The organism is Arthrobacter gyeryongensis, assembly GCF_039543785.1.
In the GTDB taxonomy this organism is placed as follows: Bacteria; Actinomycetota; Actinomycetes; order Actinomycetales; family Micrococcaceae; genus Arthrobacter; species Arthrobacter gyeryongensis.
Window position 1 is genome coordinate 189,936 of the sequence record NZ_BAABKK010000011.1, and the last position, 18,310, is coordinate 208,245.

The window sequence follows — 18,310 nt, forward strand, 5'->3', positions numbered from 1 at the left end:
CACCTTTCTAAATCTTAATTCCAAGCTCGTACGCGGCCGTATGTATATCGGCTTCGCACTTATGTGGATGCGAGCGTCGACTGGTACGCAATGCCGGTTCGAAGCCTCGCGGGAGTGCTTACGATTTGGTAGGACTCCAGTCCCTCGCGACCGGCCCTCTCCCGCATGCCGAGGTCGGTGCAGTGTTGCGGACCGACAACATGGATCGAGCTTAGAGATCGATCAGATTGTCGCCCTGATACAGCAGGGCCATGTCTGACTGAACTCGCACGTGAACCGACTCCCCGGGAGTTAAGCCCTCGGATTCTGGGTGTTGGGCGTACCAGAAATGCCCCCCGATATCAACGACGTACTGCCGTCTGCCCCCGTCGCCGAGAACCACTTGGGCGATCGTCCCTTCGACCTTGATTTGATCAGAGGCACCGTCCTCCACGGCTGGCCCGCGTACCACGTGGGTGTCGCGGGCCCGGACGAAGAGCTCGAGCCCCTCCTGGCCGCTTGGAATCCGGTTGGTCAGTTTCGTAGTTCCGAGAATGCGCCCGTTGTGTTCAAGGTGCCCGCCCGAAAGCGTGACCTTCACCCGGTTGCGAACGCCGAGGAAGTTGGCGGCGTACGGCGAGACCGGGCGCCGGTAGACCTCTTCGGGAGGCCCCATCTGTTCGATCTTCCCCTCCCGCATGAGGACAACACGATCGCCCATCTCCAACGCTTCCTCCTGGTCGTGCGTGATGTGAATACCGGTGTATCCCAGCAGGCGGTGGAGCCTTAGCAACTCGGAGCGGAGCGAGACCTTTAGGAGAGCGTCGAGGTTGCTCAACGGTTCATCGAGGAGGAGGAGCGCAGGTTCATACACCAGAGCTCGCGCAAGAGCGACGCGCTGCTGCTGGCCTCCGCTCAACTCGGCCGGAAGACGGCCCGCCAAGTGATCGCATGCAAGAACCTCCAACACCTCGGCGACACGCTTGACGCGTTCTGCATTCGGCACTCGACGCATCTTAAGCGGATACGCCACATTCTTTTGGATGGTCATGTGCGGCCACAACGCGTAGTTCTGGAAAACCATGCCAACGTCTCGCTTGTGCATGCTTGTCGTGATGCTACGCTCGGCGTCGTAGACCGTTTTGCCGCCCAATTCGATCGTGCCAGCGGTTGGGCTCTCAAGGCCGGCGATGCAGCGTATTAGGGTTGACTTGCCGCACCCGCTGGGACCGAGAACTACGACGTACTCACCCTCACGGACCGTAAGATCTATGCCTTGCAGGGCGTCGACCTGGCGTCCCTTGGATGTGAACGTCTTGCCCACCCCCGCCAAGGTTGCGGCCACGGCACGCGTCGGCTGCGCGTCGTGTTTGGCTTTTTCGTTCATGGCGACTGCCTGTTTGGCTTGCGCTTCGGCTGTGATTCTCATAGGTTCTCCAAGGCAGATCGACCGGCAAGGGCAAAAGTGATAGATAGAATTGCTGCGGTGATCACGGTCATCACCAGGGCTAGGACGGCAATTTCTGGAACAGTACCGGCTTGCTCCAAGGTGTAGAGCTTTGTGCCGACAACCTCCTTGCCCGGTGCTTGAATCATCAGCGATACTGCAACGTCATTCGAAAGAAAAACGAAGGACATGGCAAATGAAGCAACCATTCCCCGGAATGCGACCGGCACAGCAATTCCTGCGACTGTCCTCAACTGGCTAGCGCCGCATATGCGTGAAGCTTCGAAGAGCGAGGACTGCACACCAATCAGACTCGAGTACTGCGATCGCATCGACAACGGCAGGGCTACGAAGATGTAGCCGATTATATAGATGGTCAGCGTCCCATAGAGGTTGAAGGGCGGCTGGATGAAGACGAAGAGCACGACCACACCAAGTAGTGCTCGAGGAACAGCAAGAGGCGCGATGAAGATAAAGTCAATCACTCGCACGATCAATCGTGGCGCCGGCAAGACGCCGCTGATCGCCAACGAGCCGATGAATCCCAGTGCCGTTACAATCAGCGATGCGGTGATGGAAGCTTCAAGCCCGTTGAAAATTGCATCCGGCACCGTCGGGTCCGCGAAGGCCTGTTGGATGTTGGTCAGGCCGAGCTGCAGTTGGTCCAAGCGCCCGTTCCAGTAGGGCGACAGTGCCACTAGGGCGGCCGCGGCGATCGGCACGCCTATGAAGAGAACGCCGTAGGCGACGAGGCCTGCCGTGGACAGTCCCGATAGCTTCGCTTCAATCCCGCGTCCGGAGCCCAACGTGACGTATTTCCGCTGGTCTCCGACCGCCCTGCGCTGGACAATGATCGCAATAATGCCGAAGACAAGGAGCGGAAGTCCCAATGCGGCGGTAAGTGGGTAGTCAATCGGGTACCCCTCGCGAAGCTGGAAGATCGCGGTGGTTATGACCTGTATGTTGTCGCGGGACCCTAGGAAGAGCGGCGCCGTGAACTGTCCCAGCTGCAGAAGGAATGCCACCACAAGACCAGCGACCAGTGCAGGGCGAAGAAGGGGAAGCGTGATCGTCAGGAAGCTACGGAAAGGCGATGCGCCTGCGATTCTTGCCGCTGCCTCGACCGACCCATTGATTTCTCTGAGCCGGGCGTCTACGAAGGCGAAGACGACCGCGGAGACCTCGACGGTATTGACAAACAGGATTCCGCCCAGCGTGTATATATCCACGGGGCCGCTGTCGGCGTGGCTCCAGAAAGGAAGACCCCTCAGAAGGGTGTTTGCGTAGCCTACACGCGGGTCGAAGACGAAGATCCAGCCGTAAACGAATGCAATCGGCGGCACCACCAGGGGAAGTAGTGGGATTATGCCGACCACGGACCTTATCCTTGAGGGCACTTTCGATGCGAGTACCGCCAGAACTACAGACAAGGCGGTCCCCAATATTGTCGCTCCCACCGCGAGCAGCACGGTCGTCGCCATGGTCTGACCGATGTCCGGGATGTGTAACAGACGATCAAGTGCTGAGCCGCCGTCTGTCAGCGCCGGGGCGAAGAAGAGGGCGATGGGTATGATGACAGCCGCTCCCAGAACGACTGCATACACTGTCCACACCCCCGGGAGTCCGAGCCGAGCCGTCTGGCGAGCGAACCAGCTCTGTTCATCGGCGGTCGTGCTCTGCCGCCCGGTAGGGGTTGTTAATGCTGTCACGAAAACTTCCTAGTCTTATGTGGTCTGGAGAAGTCGTGTTGCTCCGTGGGGCAGATGCAGCAACACGACTCCCAGCTCGTAGATCATTTGAAGCGAGGAGTCCAGTATTTGGAGATCCAGGCGTTCCACTTGTCTGTAGTCCATTGGGTGGCGTCAAGGAAGTTGACTGCCTTCCAAGGAACCGCGTTCGGGACGCTCGTCGGAACCGTTCCAGCGGGTGCGTTGTCCTGTACGATGGCCTCTTGCCCGGCCTTGCTCATCACAAAATTGGCCCAGATCTGCGCCGCGTCGGGGTGAGGGGCGTTCTTTATGACAGCGACGTTGTAATTGGCGCCGGCCTGAGCCTTCTGGGTGGCCTCTTGCGCGATCGGCGCGCCTTTTACAATCAGGGGCCCGGTTGTATTGACCTGATCGGGGTAGGCGTAATCTACCGATCCCGCGGCGAGTGCTGACGACAGCTGAGAGTTGCTGTTAAAGATCGTGTAGCTTGATGCCGCGAGCTGGTCGAGGATCCCGTCGCCGTAGGTCTGCCGGAGCGTCTCGTAGACGTTGGCGACTGCCTGAGCGACATGGGGGTTGACGAGACCGATCTTTGCATGGGGGTTGGCGTCAAGCAGCGCCTTAAGGTCTGTCGGCGGAGCCGGCTGCGACTTGGCATATCCCAGTAGGTACTGGAAGCCCCACCACGTGGCGTAGCTGTTGCCGTCCAACATCTTGTCCCAGCCCGCCGACTGGTTATCGGGGCTTATCTGAAGCGCCGCCAAGTTGCCGGCCTTATACGTATCCGCGAACCACCCGGGCGACGCGTGCATTACAACGTCGGCGCTCTTGACCTGACCAGACATCTCTTGGTTCAGCCGGTTGATGAGGTCACCGGTCCCTAGAAAGACGATATTGATTTTGATGTTTGGATATGCCTTCTTGAATGCCCCGTACAGGCGCGGCTCTGACTCCTGCTGGCCCATCGACGAATAGATCGTCAGAGCTCCTTCGTCGTTTGCATTCTTTTCAAGAGAGCTCCACGCCGAGGCCTGGACATCCACTGGTGGGCCGGACTTGACGTCCGTGGCACCGGAGGTGGCACCGCCATTGCCACAGCCCGCCATCGCCAACGCTGCGGTAACCAGAATCGCAGAGGCTGCAAGTTTGCGCCTTCCACCTGACCGGAAAAAACTTCTCACTAGAGCTCCTCTTTGAGCGGGTCTGCGGACTCCAAGGCTCAGTAGCCAATAGTCCGCGAATGACATCATCATGAACGTGCGTTCGAACTACCGTACATCCACGAGTGTGATGAGGGCAATAGTTCAGGTCGATTCATAGAAAACATCTACCCCAATTGGATACGTTGATTAGAGATATGAACGGGTCCCCGGGCTGGAACCCCGGTTCAAATAGATTCGTGGGTTGCCCGTACCGGGACCGTGGTCCTGCACGGTAGAGCCACAATTGAAGGTGTGGAGGTTCCAGTCACGGCCGAGGAGACAAGGTTTGCGGAACCTTGGGCAGACTGCTTTTGTCTTGACGGGTTCGGTCTTGCCGATACGCCCATTGTCGCCGGGTCTAGGCAGGGACGCCGGCAGGAGTTCGTTGCTACGGCAGGTGTGGTGAGGAAGTTCGATTCCCCACCCCTGCAGCTTGCCTAAGATTCCTGTCTGGGCGCTATGACGACGGTTCTGGACCGCCGGGATCGCCTCGACCGCAGCGATCACGGAACTGGCTTATGACGGCCACTACACCCCCGTAGTGAGGAATCTCGAGAGCCTGTGCCGGATTTCCACGCTGACCGCGTTCGGCTTGGCCGCGGAAATCGGAGACTGGGAGCGCTTCACGGGACTGACCAGCGGCGCCTAACTTGGCTTGGTCCCATCCCGTGAAGCGTTCCTCCGGCCAGTGACGATCCCCAGAGCCCGATCACCAAACAGGCAACGGTCACGCCCGCAGGCTCCCTTGTCGAGGCGGCCTGGCACCAACGCGAACCCTATCCGCGCCCGCCCAGCCTCATGCGGCAACGATGGGCCCAGGCATCCGCCACCGCCGCCGCCCGGGGAGACCCCGGAAACCGCCGCCTTCACGAACGATGGCTGGCCTATCTGGAACACCGGAAACGCCCCGTGATCGCCAACGTCGCGATCGCCCGCGAACTCGCAGTCTGGTGTTGATCGCTGGCGACGACGTCCTCCGACCCCGGCCTGCGCGACACAGTTCTGGCCGGAAAACACTGCCGGCATGCTCCGACGGAAGTGTTCGTTGCAGCGCATGGAGCTAACCCGCGTGACCACTATGAGCAGCCATCCACGCCACGCTCGACCTTAGACAAGCGGAATCTCCAGCCGAACACGTCGTCCTGCGGTAACCAACCGGCCCGTATCAGAGTGACCGCGCCGTCGCCAACGACACGCTTGACACTTCCAGGCAGGCATGCCGGCCCATAAAGGGTCAGAACCAGGACAAACCAACCCCCGGATCTCACCAAAAGGAAGCGGCCCCAGCCAACCGGCCGGGACCGTTCCCCACGCACTATAACAATCACACGTACATATCAGTCGTTCTCGCTCTGAGGTCGGGCTACGACCGCTGTCCAGTTCGCCGCCATCCGCCAGTTCAGCCAGACCGCAGCGGCATTACAGCGGTAAGATGAACGTTTTGGGGACTGACCCTTCCGTCAAATCTCGCCGGGCTCGACTGGCCCCTTCCAAGGCAAGCCATCGAAGGGGGCCTGAGGAAGATCCAGACGAAGGGCCCGCTCCTTGAGCGGGCATGCGCGGAGCCTCTCCGGCATGATGGACCCGGATGCCGTGACTAGCTACCGCGCCACGAATCAGGCTGGAGAACCCGGTCGACAACCATGCGCGAAGCACGGTCGGCAGTCGACCGCTCCTACCCCATTGCCGGCACCGACGACGTCAAGAAGGGCCGCAGTTCGCGGCAGCTCCCCGCCGAATCGGACTCGCGGGTCCACTGCGTCAGGTCGTCAATCTGACCAGCTGGCATGATGCCTTTAAGAGCCATGTGTGCTTTAGCGGCGAGTTCGTCCCATGACATTGGATTCTCGTGAGATCCTCGACAGGCGTCAACGCGCTCAGAGAACACGCGCCTGTCCTTGGTTGTAACGGTGACCATGCCGCGCCAGGTTCGGGCAGCAGAGTCGCTGGGTGGCTCCAGTTGAGCATCCGCGACAACCCGAATCCGATCCATGATCGCCCGGACCTCGGCACTCTCGTGACGCACATAATCGTGCGAGTTCTCGAATGTCACTTCGCCGTCGAGGAGGAGAACGCTGAGCACATATTGAAGGCTGATGTCGGGCATATCTCGGTTGTCCACGACATATGCTCCGTGTCGAGGAAGGCGAACCTCAATGCTCGCGACATCCTCGGGTCGCAGCCCGTCGGTCCTTATGATGCGGGTGAGGCCCTCGGCCGCGGGTTGAATAGGACCGCCGACCGGAAATTGCTTGATATCAGTCGTCAAGATGTGCCGGGTTGAGCGAAGGTCATCAAGCATACGGTCGGGATCCCCCTCGCTCCCGAAGACGTCGAACGGGTTGGGCGTCCCGTCAAAGATGTCGCTGACGCCGGTGAACCCCATCCTAGCCAGTTCCGCGCTCCGCACCCCCGCGTGCGACTGCATAGCGGCGCTTGCGAATGCCTTGCCCACATGCTCGGGGTCTCCATAGAAGGCCGCAATGCCGCCTACCTGTTGTGCCGCGTAAGACAAGGCGAAACATACCTGTTCGACCGACAGGGAAGAGAGCGACGCTGCTGCAGCGACCGAGCCGAAGGTCTGGCCGGGAGCATGCGTCGTCCGTGCGGACTTCTCCATATCTCTGTGCGTTCGCCAGGCGCCAATGTTCACAGCGCAGCCCACATCGTAGCCCAGCGAAATCGCGCCCAGCAGCGATTTACCTGAACTGTCCATAGCCTCCCCCACGGCTAGTGCTGCCGGAACGATTGACGCTCCGGGATGGATCCGAGCTCGATTGTTAACGTCATCTGTTTCATCGGCGTGAGCCGACATGGCGTTAGCGAATGCGGCCATTTCGAGCGTCGTCCGCGGGCCTCTCGCCACCGTTGATTCCCCGGTGCCCCCATGCAGACTGGCATAGGAGATACCCAAGGCTCCCGCTCGAAGTGTTGATCCGCTGATTACTGCGATCAGGCCGTCGAGCAGATGCTGCTTCGTGCGATTAGCCAGGTCCTCGGTAAGGCCGCGCTGTTGAGCTGTCGCGATGTGAGTCGCGAGTTCGGTTGTAACCCGTCCCACGGGAGTCCTCTCTGTTGATGCGGTAGCAGCGGCAGGGCGCTAGGTTGCCGCAGCATTAGGCTGGCCATCAGAAGGACTGCTTAGCGCTGCGGCGCACAGATGATACTCAACGGAGGTTTGCAGGCAAAACGAGCCCGGCGAGCTGCCGTGTTCCACTACTGCTCATCTAGGGCGTAACTATCACATCGCCACACCCCGCCGTCCATATATACGAACGCTTATACCGTAATTCGTCTTCAGCTCTCAGTCAAGGACCTCCCTGCCCGCATGGCTTGGTGGGCGGTTGGCGCCATTTTCGGGCTCGGCGAGCCGCCTAGCCGGCGCCGCACCGACGCCGCGCGACAGTCCCTGCGGTGCGCTTGAGGCGACATTGCAGAAATGACGGTCGGAGGTTGTCGAATGATTGACCCGCCTATTCTTTCGATATAACGTATGAACGTCCCCCATTACGAATCCCGGGTGATTTGGCTTGTGACCTTCCGTACCCAACGGCGCAAGCCGCCCAATCGGCTCTAACGCAGGCCGGCCGGGGTATTAAACCGGAGAGTTGGTAACACTCAATGACACAGACGGCCCCTGAGCGGATCACATTTCCCGTCCCAATCGAAAGCGCTCCAGCGGCCGAGTTCGTTGGTTTCTTCCATCCTGCTCGGGGCGATCGGCGCAACGTACTTCAAGTACTGGCTCACGGATGCTCCTACGATCACCGGTATTGGGACGCCCCGACCATTAACGGGCGCGACTACTCGTACGTTCAATTCATGACGAGCCGCGGGTTCGATGTGCTTGCCCTTGACCTTCCCGGAGTGGGCGAGAGTGACAAGCCGAAGTCGGGCGAATTCACCGTCCAGGCGGTTGGACAGGCGCTAAGTTGCCTGATTGACTCGCTGCGTCGCCCAGGCGCAATCCCAGGGCGGCGGTTCGATCGCATCGTATCGGTCGGGCACTCACTCGGAAGCATGGTTGGGGTCTTTGCGGAGGCAAACTGGCCAGCTGCGGACTTGCTCATCGTCACTGCGACGGGCCACTACCCCCTCCGCGCCAAGAACAAATGGGCACCTGGTGAGCGCGAAGCACTCCTTCACGAACCGTACGCTCAGGTTCCCCCGCGAAGCCGACTCAAGTACTACCACCAACCCGAGGCGGACCCGGTTGTCATAGCCTTTGACAAAGAGACCCTCCGCACCGCAATTCCAAGCCGACTTTGGGGCGACACGATCTACTTGTCAAATACGCCCGAGGCCGCCGGCGTCTACGACGTGCGGTGCCCCGTCTACATACAGCTCGGCGAGTTTGATCCCACGCTGCCAGGCAGGTACAGCGAGCAAGAGGGCGCCTGCTACAAGTCCTCTGCCGAAGTGATCGTCGACGCGTTGCCCGACATGGGACACTGCTTCAACCTTCACCTGAATCGAGAGTTGAGTTGGCGCGGTATATGCAAACGCCTCACCGACTAGCCACTTATGGCAGCCGGACGGCAAGCGGACCGCTGAAATTTCCGCATGCAGACATGCTTCGACCCGGTGCCGCCGCGTCTTAGTGGTCCTAAATCAGGTTGAGATACTCAACGCAGCCAGCTTCTGCAAGTTCACCGGGTAGATGAACCGCACCTAACCTGTATTGGTGACCTGGTGAATGTGTGCAAGCGGTCAGCTGGGTCGCGTCGTCCGCAGGTGCACGGGAAAGCCCGTAAGGATTTAGCTTTTGCCGTGGACCTGTGGACGAGGGGCTTGGAAGATTTCACTTCGCCGGCAACGGATCAACGCTTGGGAGTGGCTGGAGATTAAGCACATCGTGCCGGTAAGCGTTTATCAACGACAAACGAGCCGATTGATAAGCCAGCTGGAACGCCGGTTGCTGCCGCTCGGGCGCACTTACTTTAACGCACTCCGCAAAATCAGGGAACGAACCCGTCTCAACGTTAAGGCTGTTAGTCAGGGAATTGATCAGCACTAGTTCATCTGCTTGGCAAACTAGCTGCAACTTGTTCTTGCTTTCATTGACCGTTTGCCACAACTCGAGCCCTGACTTGACAGGTGCTGCGCCTGTGTACTCGTTGTAGGTGAAACCCGGTATTACCACGGGGGTGAGCCGGTGGATGGACGATGGTGGACCGTACTTCTGATTCCAGCGATTCAACTCAGCTGCATCTGAATTTGCGAGCCGCTCGGATACCTTTCTGGACAGTACTTAAGTTGCGTCAAGGAAGGTCAGGAAGGCCTCATCTTGCTGGCTCTGCTCTAGCTGATTCTTCTGGAGATCCAGGGCATTCCCGGCTTCCCGCTTCATTACTGTGATCGCATACACCTTGGAAAGCCCCAGCCTGCCGATCCGCAGGACGATGTTCCCACCGTCACGCTGGTTGGCCAGGGCCAGCCCGGCCCTCGCGATCAGCGCAACATAGGCCTTGTCAGAAAGACTGCCGAACTGGCGGGAATGTTCAAGTCGTTCGGGGAGATGTCGAAAGCTATCACTCGTGGGCCCAAAGCAGTGGCCAGCTGAGTGGCGGCGAAGCCGACGGGTCCCTGGCCGAATATGGCGATCGTGTCGCTTCCGCGCAGTTGTCAACGGTTCAGAGCCCCCAGGCAGGGCCCGTTCCACAGCTAATGGCTGCGGCGGCTAGAAATGACAGCTCTTCGGGCATCGGCAGAATCGTGCTGAAGGGAACACTAATGAAGTCCGCGTGCGATCCGTGAACGGGTGCGCCCATGGCCTTGGCACCGTTCCCGCCGAGTTTCATCCACCCGGAGCGGCATTGATCGCGCACTTCGCAACCGATGTAGTGATGCACCATGGCAAGCCTCCCGAGCCACGTTTTCGGCACATTCATTCCGACCGCGACAACGACACCGGCTGGCTCGTGTCCGCCGATTAAGGGGGTGTCAATACGGGCCCACGGTACGTGTGCAAGTCAGAACCGCACATGCCCGAGGCGTGCACCTCGACGATGACTTCGTTGGCACTGGGCGTGGGGTCTGGCAGGGGTGCCAACTCCAATTAACGCTCGCCGCGAATAAGTACTCCTCGCAACGCGATTCTCTCCTTTGCAGATAGGGCGGTGGTGTAGAGGCCGCAGACTTTAATGGGGCGCACCCAGGGACCCTACGAAGGGGTTCGTGTGCACTTTGTGGCAAGAATTCAGGCTACGTGCCCGAGCAGGTAGTCACTTATGCGTTCCCAGCCTTGGTGCCTGTTTCGATGCAGATTAAAGGAATGACCGATGTCGTGAATTGCATGGACCGTAACGGCAGAGGAGCCCCGGTAGATGGCCCGTTCCTGGTAGATGAATTTGGCCGGCAAGATGGGGTCGTATTCGCCGAGTTGGATGAGCACCGGACATCTGACCTCGGCAAACCCGGCGTTGGGGTCATCCTGAAGAGAGATGCAATCAGCCCACAGTCCGCTCGGAGTCGAACATCTCATGGTCTCATTGTCATGGAAGACGACTTGAGGGTCGGCCTGGGGCAGATGATAGAAGTTGACGCGGCTTTCCTTGGCGACGGTGGCGTACGGGGCTGCCAGCAGCGCTTCCCTCGCCCCGGGCGCCCATGCCGACTTCGGCCTGCCAGGAAAAAAACCGGTAGCCGTGACGATGAGCGAGTCAGCGCTCGGTGCGCGGGCCTCAGCGTGTATTGCAATGGCTGCTCCCATAGAGTGCCCGATGAGAGCGACGTGGTCGAACGAGAGCCCTTGGATCGCGTCTGGTTTCTTAAGCGAAGACACCATGGCGCTGATCGCAGAACTCACGGCGTTCAGTGTAACGGCGTGTCCATTTGGCTTGTCGCTCTCGCCGACGCCGGGGAGGTCGACAGCGAGCAAGTCGTATCCACGGTCGGCCATGTAGGCGATGTAGGAGTAGTCCTCTCCGTTGACTGTAGCTGCGTTCCAGTACCGATGGTCGTAAGAGTTGCCATGGATGAGGACTTGCAGAACCCGCCGCCGGTTGGTTGTTGCCGGGAAGAAGTGCGCCGCAAAGCGCATATTCTGCTCGGCGGGGATCTCCACCGGAAAGTAGAGTTTCGCCGTTTCGGGGTTTGTTTGCATCTTTTCCTAATACTTCGGGATGTGGTGGCGCCCCCATGCCTCATTAGCAGGGGGCGCCGAAGCCAGATGTCTAGTCGGTAGTAGTTGTGGGAGTTGCTTGGCGTGCGGCGAGTTCGTCCGGATCGACCGCGATTGTCACGCCTGCTCTTTCCAACTGCAAGGTCAGATAGATGCGGCAATCTTTCTCCCCCATGCCTCGGCCGACAGCTTCGGTCATTTCCGCATGGGTCAGGTTGGCAAGTCTCATGGGGACTCCGAGTTCGCGACCGAGTTGAGTTGCCAGATTCACGTCCTTAAGTGCCAAGTTGAGTGCGAAGGCCGGCGGGTCGAATTTACCAGGCAGAAACTGCTTAGTGAGCATGTTGATCGCAGAGCTCTTACCGATCACACCCAGTCGGAGCGCATCCCAGAGCTCAAGCGGATCGACTCCAGCCTTCACCGCAACTGAGAACGCTTCCCCCATAGCGTGCAGAAAAACCTGCCCAGTTACGTTGTTGACCAGCTTGACGATCGTTCCTGCGCCAATAGGCCCCACAAGCCGGGGCTTATCCCCCATGGCTTTCAAGACCGGAAGAAACTTCTCATAGGTCTCGCGGTCGCCACCCACCCAAAACGCCATGTCGCCCGACTCGGCCCCTGCGGGTCCACCACTTACCGGTGCGTCGAGCATTGTGGCTCCTTTGCCGGCAAAAGCCTCGTGAATGCGCAAGGCCAGCTCATGCGAACTCGTGGACAACTCGAACAACACTTTTCCAGCGGATATGTTGTCCAGGACGCCGTCCTTACCGAGAACTACGGACTCGACCTGAGCCGGGCCTGGAAGCGACGTGAACACGACGTCAACAGACTTTGTGAGCTCTCCGACGCTTGACGAGGGCTTTGCTCCGGCTGATACGACTACGTCCATCGCTTCACTGGAAAGATCGAAGACCGTAACGTCAAGTCCGGCCTTGACGAGGTTCAGGGCCATTCCGCGACCCATATGCCCCAAACCGATGTAACCGACTTTCATTTCTGCTCCTCTGTGTGCCTGCTCAGCTGCAGTGAAAACTCCAGGCTGAGCGGAACTGTTATACATTCTGCGCATCTCACACCAAGATGCTGCGAGCTTATTTATGAACACTCGTACGATATGCTGAATGATCCGTCGTGTCAATGCTCATTAGTGTTCCAGCACACCCGGCTTTGCGGAGCGGCCGGAGGGCCTCCGGCCGCCCCAGGACTTAAAATGTCTCTTAGTTGGCTCCGCTGGCGGAGGGTCGATCGAGCCGTGGGTCCCTACTGCATAGATTTCCTGTTCGCACGCGCCGGCCAGCCGCTTTGGAAACGATTGGATCGAGGAGTTTATGGTGTTGCTGGACCCCCGGCTGCGCCCTGAACACAGCCGAAGGTTGAGATCATCAGGCGTGTGAGTCCTGTCTGGCTCTTGTCAACTCAGACAAGAGCTTTGGCTTTCCGTCGTGGGCCGACGGTATTAGCAACATGACCAGAGCGCTAGTACTGCAGTCAGTTCCCTTCGGTCACCGCCTGGGGTCGTCTTTTCTGTCAATCGAGCTGGCAGGGACAAGGTTAAGAAAGCCACAGTAGTTCCGGCGATGACCAGAAGGTTTCTCCCACGAGAGATGCTCATGGCCCCCAAGCTGGTCGGTCAGTCGACAGACGAGAAGGCGCCCCATAGCGTCGGGAGGACGATAGACGAGGCAAGGAAATCCAGTAGCAGCAGGACGGCGTCCAACGCCGGCTTGTTCCGCATCAGCAGCTCTGGATCACGAAGTCGTGGACATCGAGAGCTTTTCTTTCGCTTTTATCGCTCCAGATCCAGACAATGCCCAATGACGGGGCTACCAGCTCAACAGTGCCTATCCAATGTTGGCCAACTTTGTCGCGCGCTTCTACGCGGTCTCCCGGGGCCAGGACTGAAAGAAGGCCCAAATGTGTTCGTGCGTCACGGGATGTCATGTTGTCCTTTCCGGAGGTAGTGTGATTGACACTTTTCAAACGACTGATCTGAGGGTTTTCGAAAAAAGGGGGTCCATGAGGCCTACCCAATGGACAGTTTTGGCATCAGGCGACGTCTCAATCCCTGGTCGAGCGCCACCAGCAGGTGGCGCTTCAACCCGGAGATTTGGTTGCACCGTTCGCCTCCAAGAGCGACTTAGACCCGTGGGATGGCCATGTATTTGTATTCAAGGAACTCATCAATGCCCACGCGGCCTCCCTCGCGGCCAAGCCCTGAGGCTTTGACGCCGCCGAAGGGGGCTGCGGCGTTGGCGACGATGCCGGTGTTGAGCCCGACCATGCCGACTTCGAGGGCTTCCCCTACGCGGAAGCTTCGGTCCAGGTCTTGCGTGAACAGGTAGCCCACGAGACCAAAGGGGGTGTCATTTGCCATGCGGATGGCCTCATCTTCGGTGTCGAACGGGATAATTGGGGCGACGGGTCCGAAGATTTCCTCGGTCATGAGGTCAGCGTCGGGTGAGACGTCTGAGAGGACGGTCGGTGAGTAGAAGTAGCCCGGGCGGTTTGGCCGGTTCCCGCCGGTAACGACCTTCGCGCCCTTGTTAACGGCATCGTTGACGAGGTCCTGGACCTTTCGCAGAGCCTTTTCTTCTACGAGCGGCCCAACTTGGGTGCCCGGCTCGGCGCCGTCGCCCACTATCAAGGAGCCCAGTCGTTCGGCGAGGCGGCGGGCGAATTCCCCGGCGATGGGGCGTTGGACGAAGATGCGGTTCGCGGCCGTGCAGGCTTCGCCCATGTTGCGCATTTTTGCCGCGACGGCCCCTTCGACGGCGCGGTCCAGGTCAGCGTCGTCGAAGACGATGAAGGGTGCGTTGCCACCGAGCTCCATGGAGGAGCGCATGACGTGCCGGGCTGCCTGCTCGAGCAGGCGGATCCCGACCTCGGTTGAACCCGTGAAGCTGATCTTGCGGGCAATGCCGCTGGACATCCACGGCGAGACGACGGAGGAGGCCTTTGTGGTACACACGACGTTGAGGACACCGGCGGGGAGTCCGGCTTCGACGAGGATGTCCACGAGTGCCAGTGAGGTGAGCGGTGTGAGTGTTGCCGGCTTGAACACAATCGTGCAGCCGGCGGCGATGGCCGGCCCAATCTTGCGCATGCCCATGGCGAGTGGAAAGTTCCACGGGGTGACGAGAACGACAGGGCCGACCGGCTCGCGCGAGACTAGGACCCGGGTCTTGCCATCGCCTGATGTTGTGTGGTCGCCGCCGATGCGGACGGCTTCTTCGGAGAACCATCGGAAGTAGTCAGCCGCATAGGCGATCTCGCCCTTGGCCTCCGCAATCGGCTTGCCCATTTCGGTGGTCATGATTAGGGCGAGTTCGTCCTGGCGTGCCATGACGATGTCGTAGGCGCGGCGCAGGATCTCGCTGCGTTCCCGAGGACTGGTCTTCGCCCAGTCTTTCTGTACCCGGCCGGCGGTTTCGATGGCGCGCTGGGCATCCTCGGGGCCGCCGTTGGCAACGGTCGCGATGACTTCCTCGGTTGCAGGGTTGACGACATCGAACCGGACGCCGGAGGTTGCTTCGCCCCACTGTCCGTCGATGAAGACGCCGGTGCTGACTTTGGCGATGACTTCGCGTGCTCGCTCCGAGACGCTGAGGTCGCTGACATTGGTGGTCATGAGAGTTCCTCTGTTTCCTTGATGCGCTGATCGTTTGTCGAAAAGGATGATCTGGTTGCCGTTCCCGGATCGAGAACCTGCGCCAGGTGCAGGCCAAGCCTCGTTGGATCGAGCTGGTTTACCTGTCTGGCGCAGGAGAAGCCATCGGTCAGGACGACGGTGCTATCGCCGGTGGCCCTGAGTGCCGGAGCAAGCGCGTTCTCAGCGACCTGCATGCTGACCGCATAATGGTTTGCTTCGAAGCCGAAATTTCCAGCAACCCCGCAGCAGCCATTGGCGTCGACAACACTTGCAACGCCAGCCGCCTCGAGCGTCTTCTTTTGGGATCCTGATCCGAAGACGGAATATTCGTGACAGTGTGTTTGGAGCACGGCCTCTTCGGGGACCGGTTTTGCCGGCGAAGGAGTCCATCCTTCGGCCACCTGCTCAGCGATGTACACCGCAAAGCTGCGGACACGCGCAGCGACGCGCTTGGCTTGCTCCGTGTGGACCAGTTCGGGCAGATCCTTCCGGAGGGCAGCTGCGCAGCTTGGCTCGACGACGACGATCGGACGCTCTGTGCCGTCATCCAGTGCTTCGGCTGCTTTGGATAGCAGCCGCTTTGCGGTACCCAGCTGGCCCGTCGAGATCCATGTCAGACCGCAGCAGGCGTCCGCCGAGCATTCGACGGATTGCCCCGCGTCCACCAGGACCCGTGCCGCAGCGCCCGCGACTTCGGGCCGGAAACCGCGCGTGAAAGTATCGACAAACAGGACAACCGAGTCGTCGGCGTCAGCCAGTCCTGCGGCAAGGGCGCCTGCGGCAACGACCTCGCGCCGCCAATCACCCGCGCCGGCGAACCGCGGTAGCGCGCGTTTGGTGGTGAGGCCGCCCGCGACGGCGGCGACTTTGCCCAACGGGGTAGCGAGGACGGCGTTGACGAGTCCGGAGATTCGGCCAGTGAGCTTGAGCCAGCGTGGGAGCCAACCAAGCGAGAAGTGCGCCCGCGGACGCAAACGGCCGCGGTAGTAGTGGTCGAAGAATTCCGATTTGTAGGTGGCCATGTCCACCCCAGCTGGGCAGTCAGTCGAACATGCCTTGCAGGCCAGACACAGGTCCAGCACCTCTCGGACTTCTTCGGATTTCCAGCCTTCTTCAACCGTGCGCGCGCCGCGAACCATGTCCTGCAGGACGCGGGCTCGTCCGCGAGTGGAGTCTTTCTCGTCGCGGGTGGCCTTGTAACTGGGGCACATCACACCGCCGCTGTCTGCACGACAGCGGCCCACGCCGATGCAGCCTTGGACAGCGTGCACCCAAGGGTCTGTTCCGGATGAGCCGACCGGGCGTAGGTCGAAGCTTGTGCGCCATTCGCGGTTCGGGATCCCCTCAAGGGCGAGATGGGCGTCCATGGGGTCGGGATCGGTCATGGATCCCGGATTCAGAATGCCCAAGGGGTCCCAAAGGCTGCGGCATTCAGAAAACGCTGCCATGACCTCGGGTGAGTACATGAGGGGCAGAAGTTCGGATCGGGCACGGCCATCGCCGTGCTCACCGGAGAGCGATCCGCCGTGCCGGACAACAAGTTCCGCCGCTTGCTTGGTGAACGTGCGGAAGACTTTCCGGCCTTCCTCACTGCGCAGATCGTAGGTGATGCGGACGTGCATGCAGCCAGCGCCGAAATGCCCGTACATGACCCCGGTGAGATTGTACTCGGCCAGGAGTTCGCGCAGGTCTGCGAGGTAGTCGGCAAGCCGCTCGGGCGCGACCGCCGAGTCCTCCCAACCCGGCCATGACTCGCCTCCCGATGCCAGTCGGGAAGACAGTCCGGCCCCGTCTTCCCTGACACGCCACAGAGACGCACGTTCGGCGGGGTCCGCGGCGGCGCGGCCTTGGACGAGCCGCCCGTTTCCGGCGAGCTGCGTGAGCAGTTGGTCGGCTTGGGCGCGCACCGACTCCAGGTCGTCGCCGTCGAGGTCCACAAAGAGCCAAGCCCGCCCCTCGGGCAATCCCAAAACTGAATCCGGTCCCCGGCGGCGGCGCATGGTGTCCACGATGGCCTCATCGGTGCCCTCAACGGCGGCCGGCGAGAATTCCAGAATTGTCGGGATGTCGCGGGCCGCGTCGACCACGTCCTCGTAACCGAGGCAAACGAGTAGAGCGGCCGCGGGCTTCGGCACGAGTTTCATCCGGGCGCCGACCACTATGGCCCAGGTTCCCTCAGACCCGACGACGGCGCGCGCAATGTTGAACTTCTTTTCCGGCAGGAGGTTCTCCAAGTGATATCCGGAAACCTGTCTGGGGATACAACCGAACTCCAGACGGAAAGTGCTCAGGTTCTCCTGTGCCACTTTGGCCAAGGAGGCCGAGAGCGCCTCCGCGCGAGCGATAGAATACGAGTCTGTGAGGTCCGTCGCCCGAAGTCCCGTTTCGGTGGCCGTCAGCCGCGCCCCATCGGAGGTGACGAGGTCAATTTCGGATACATGGTCGGAGGTTCGCCCGTAACGCACGGAGTGGTTGCCGCACGCATCGTTGCCAATAGCCCCACCAACAGTGGCACGGTTCTTGGAGGAGGGATCGGGCGCGAATGTGCAGCGGCTCCCGGTAGCGTTCTCAACCTCGCGGGATAACGTAGCGAGAATAACGCCAGGCTCGACGTCCACGGTCCGGTTCTCCTCGTTGAGGGCAAGGACGTGATTCATGTGGCGCGAAAAGTCCAACACGAGTCCGGGGCCGATGGCATTCCCCGCCATCGATGTCCCTCCCCCTCGGGCGACAACTGAGGTGCCAGCTGCTCGGCAGGCGGCAACAGCCGCAACGACATCGTCAACAGTGCGGGGAAAGGCCACCGCGAGCGGCTCGACCCGGTAGTTAGAAGCATCATAGGAATACTCTGAACGCCGCCGCCGCGAAGCATCCACCGGCACTCCTGCCTTGGCAAGTTCCTGGCTCAGCACACTGGTTAAATCGCGGACCTCGCTGACCGGGCCATGGTAGGTTTCCATCGAAGCATCGTCGATCGAGCTGCCTGCGTGTAGGTGGTCCGGGCCGTGCGACTCTGGACGACTGCTGGAATCGGTCATGGGCGTGAGTTCTTTCTTGTAAATTCGGGCCTTGGCCCTTAGCGCAGCGCGGAGCCCGAATGGACCCCGCGCTGCGCTCTTTGTGCTCTCGTTGGTTTAGAAGGTGTGGAGCACTGCGCGGAGGAACTCGGTGGGTTCGATGGCTTCGATGGGTACCGGGCCT

General features: G+C 60.3%; 10 protein-coding genes and 1 pseudogene. 2 read left to right on the forward strand and 9 right to left on the reverse strand.

The features are described 5' to 3' along the window. Positions 1-211 precede the first annotated feature (211 nt). From ABEA18_RS10240 to ABEA18_RS10250, 3 genes are all read right to left on the reverse strand, one after another. Positions 212-1,408: an ABC transporter ATP-binding protein gene (locus ABEA18_RS10240; RefSeq protein WP_345449245.1), complete on the reverse strand. Its 1,197-nt coding sequence runs from the start codon at positions 1,406-1,408 to the stop codon at positions 212-214. Beyond that, entirely contained in the window at positions 1,405-3,135 is a 1,731-nt protein-coding gene (locus tag ABEA18_RS10245) for an ABC transporter permease (RefSeq protein WP_345449246.1), read from the reverse strand. The genes ABEA18_RS10240 and ABEA18_RS10245 overlap by 4 nt, the downstream gene beginning before the upstream one ends. Before the next feature lie 83 nt (positions 3,136-3,218). Continuing rightward, positions 3,219-4,316 (reverse strand): ABC transporter substrate-binding protein, encoded by a 1,098-nt coding sequence (locus ABEA18_RS10250; RefSeq protein WP_345449247.1) that lies wholly within the window; start codon positions 4,314-4,316, stop codon positions 3,219-3,221. 819 nt (positions 4,317-5,135) lie between these two features. Here ABEA18_RS10250 and ABEA18_RS10255 point away from each other — a divergent pair. Continuing rightward, positions 5,136-5,294 (forward strand): hypothetical protein, encoded by a 159-nt coding sequence (locus ABEA18_RS10255; protein ID WP_345449248.1) that lies wholly within the window; start codon positions 5,136-5,138, stop codon positions 5,292-5,294. Between the two features lie 718 nt (positions 5,295-6,012). Here the strand turns inward: ABEA18_RS10255 and ABEA18_RS10260 are convergent. Continuing rightward, positions 6,013-7,398 carry an MmgE/PrpD family protein gene (locus tag ABEA18_RS10260; RefSeq protein ID WP_345449249.1) on the reverse strand — a complete coding sequence of 462 codons (1,386 nt, stop codon included), beginning with the start codon at positions 7,396-7,398 and terminating at the stop codon, positions 6,013-6,015. 560 nt (positions 7,399-7,958) lie between these two features. Here ABEA18_RS10260 and ABEA18_RS10265 point away from each other — a divergent pair. Then, on the forward strand, positions 7,959-8,855 hold the full coding sequence (locus ABEA18_RS10265) for an alpha/beta hydrolase (protein ID WP_345449250.1): 897 nt from the start codon (positions 7,959-7,961) through the stop codon (positions 8,853-8,855). 1,115 nt (positions 8,856-9,970) lie between these two features. On the opposite strand, the pseudogene ABEA18_RS10270 reads toward ABEA18_RS10265, so the two are convergent. The 5 genes and pseudogenes from ABEA18_RS10270 to ABEA18_RS10290 all read right to left on the reverse strand — a co-directional run bounded on the left by ABEA18_RS10270 (position 9,971) and on the right by ABEA18_RS10290 (position 18,069). Continuing rightward, positions 9,971-10,323 (reverse strand): annotated as a pseudogene (locus ABEA18_RS10270) (alcohol dehydrogenase catalytic domain-containing protein). Between the two features lie 213 nt (positions 10,324-10,536). Next, complete coding sequence (locus ABEA18_RS10275; protein ID WP_345449251.1) at positions 10,537-11,442, reverse strand: alpha/beta hydrolase; 906 nt, start codon at positions 11,440-11,442, stop codon at positions 10,537-10,539. Positions 11,443-11,512: 70 nt separating this feature from the next. Further along, positions 11,513-12,529, reverse strand: coding sequence for an NAD(P)-dependent oxidoreductase (locus ABEA18_RS10280; protein ID WP_486303809.1), 1,017 nt, complete (start codon positions 12,527-12,529; stop codon positions 11,513-11,515). Positions 12,530-13,597: 1,068 nt separating this feature from the next. After that, the gene (locus tag ABEA18_RS10285) at positions 13,598-15,088 is read right to left on the reverse strand and encodes an NAD-dependent succinate-semialdehyde dehydrogenase (RefSeq protein ID WP_345449254.1); all 1,491 of its coding nucleotides are present in this window, start codon (positions 15,086-15,088) and stop codon (positions 13,598-13,600) included. After that, on the reverse strand, positions 15,085-18,069 hold the full coding sequence (locus ABEA18_RS10290) for an FAD-binding and (Fe-S)-binding domain-containing protein (RefSeq protein WP_345449256.1): 2,985 nt from the start codon (positions 18,067-18,069) through the stop codon (positions 15,085-15,087). The genes ABEA18_RS10285 and ABEA18_RS10290 overlap by 4 nt, the downstream gene beginning before the upstream one ends. Positions 18,070-18,310 lie beyond the last annotated feature (241 nt).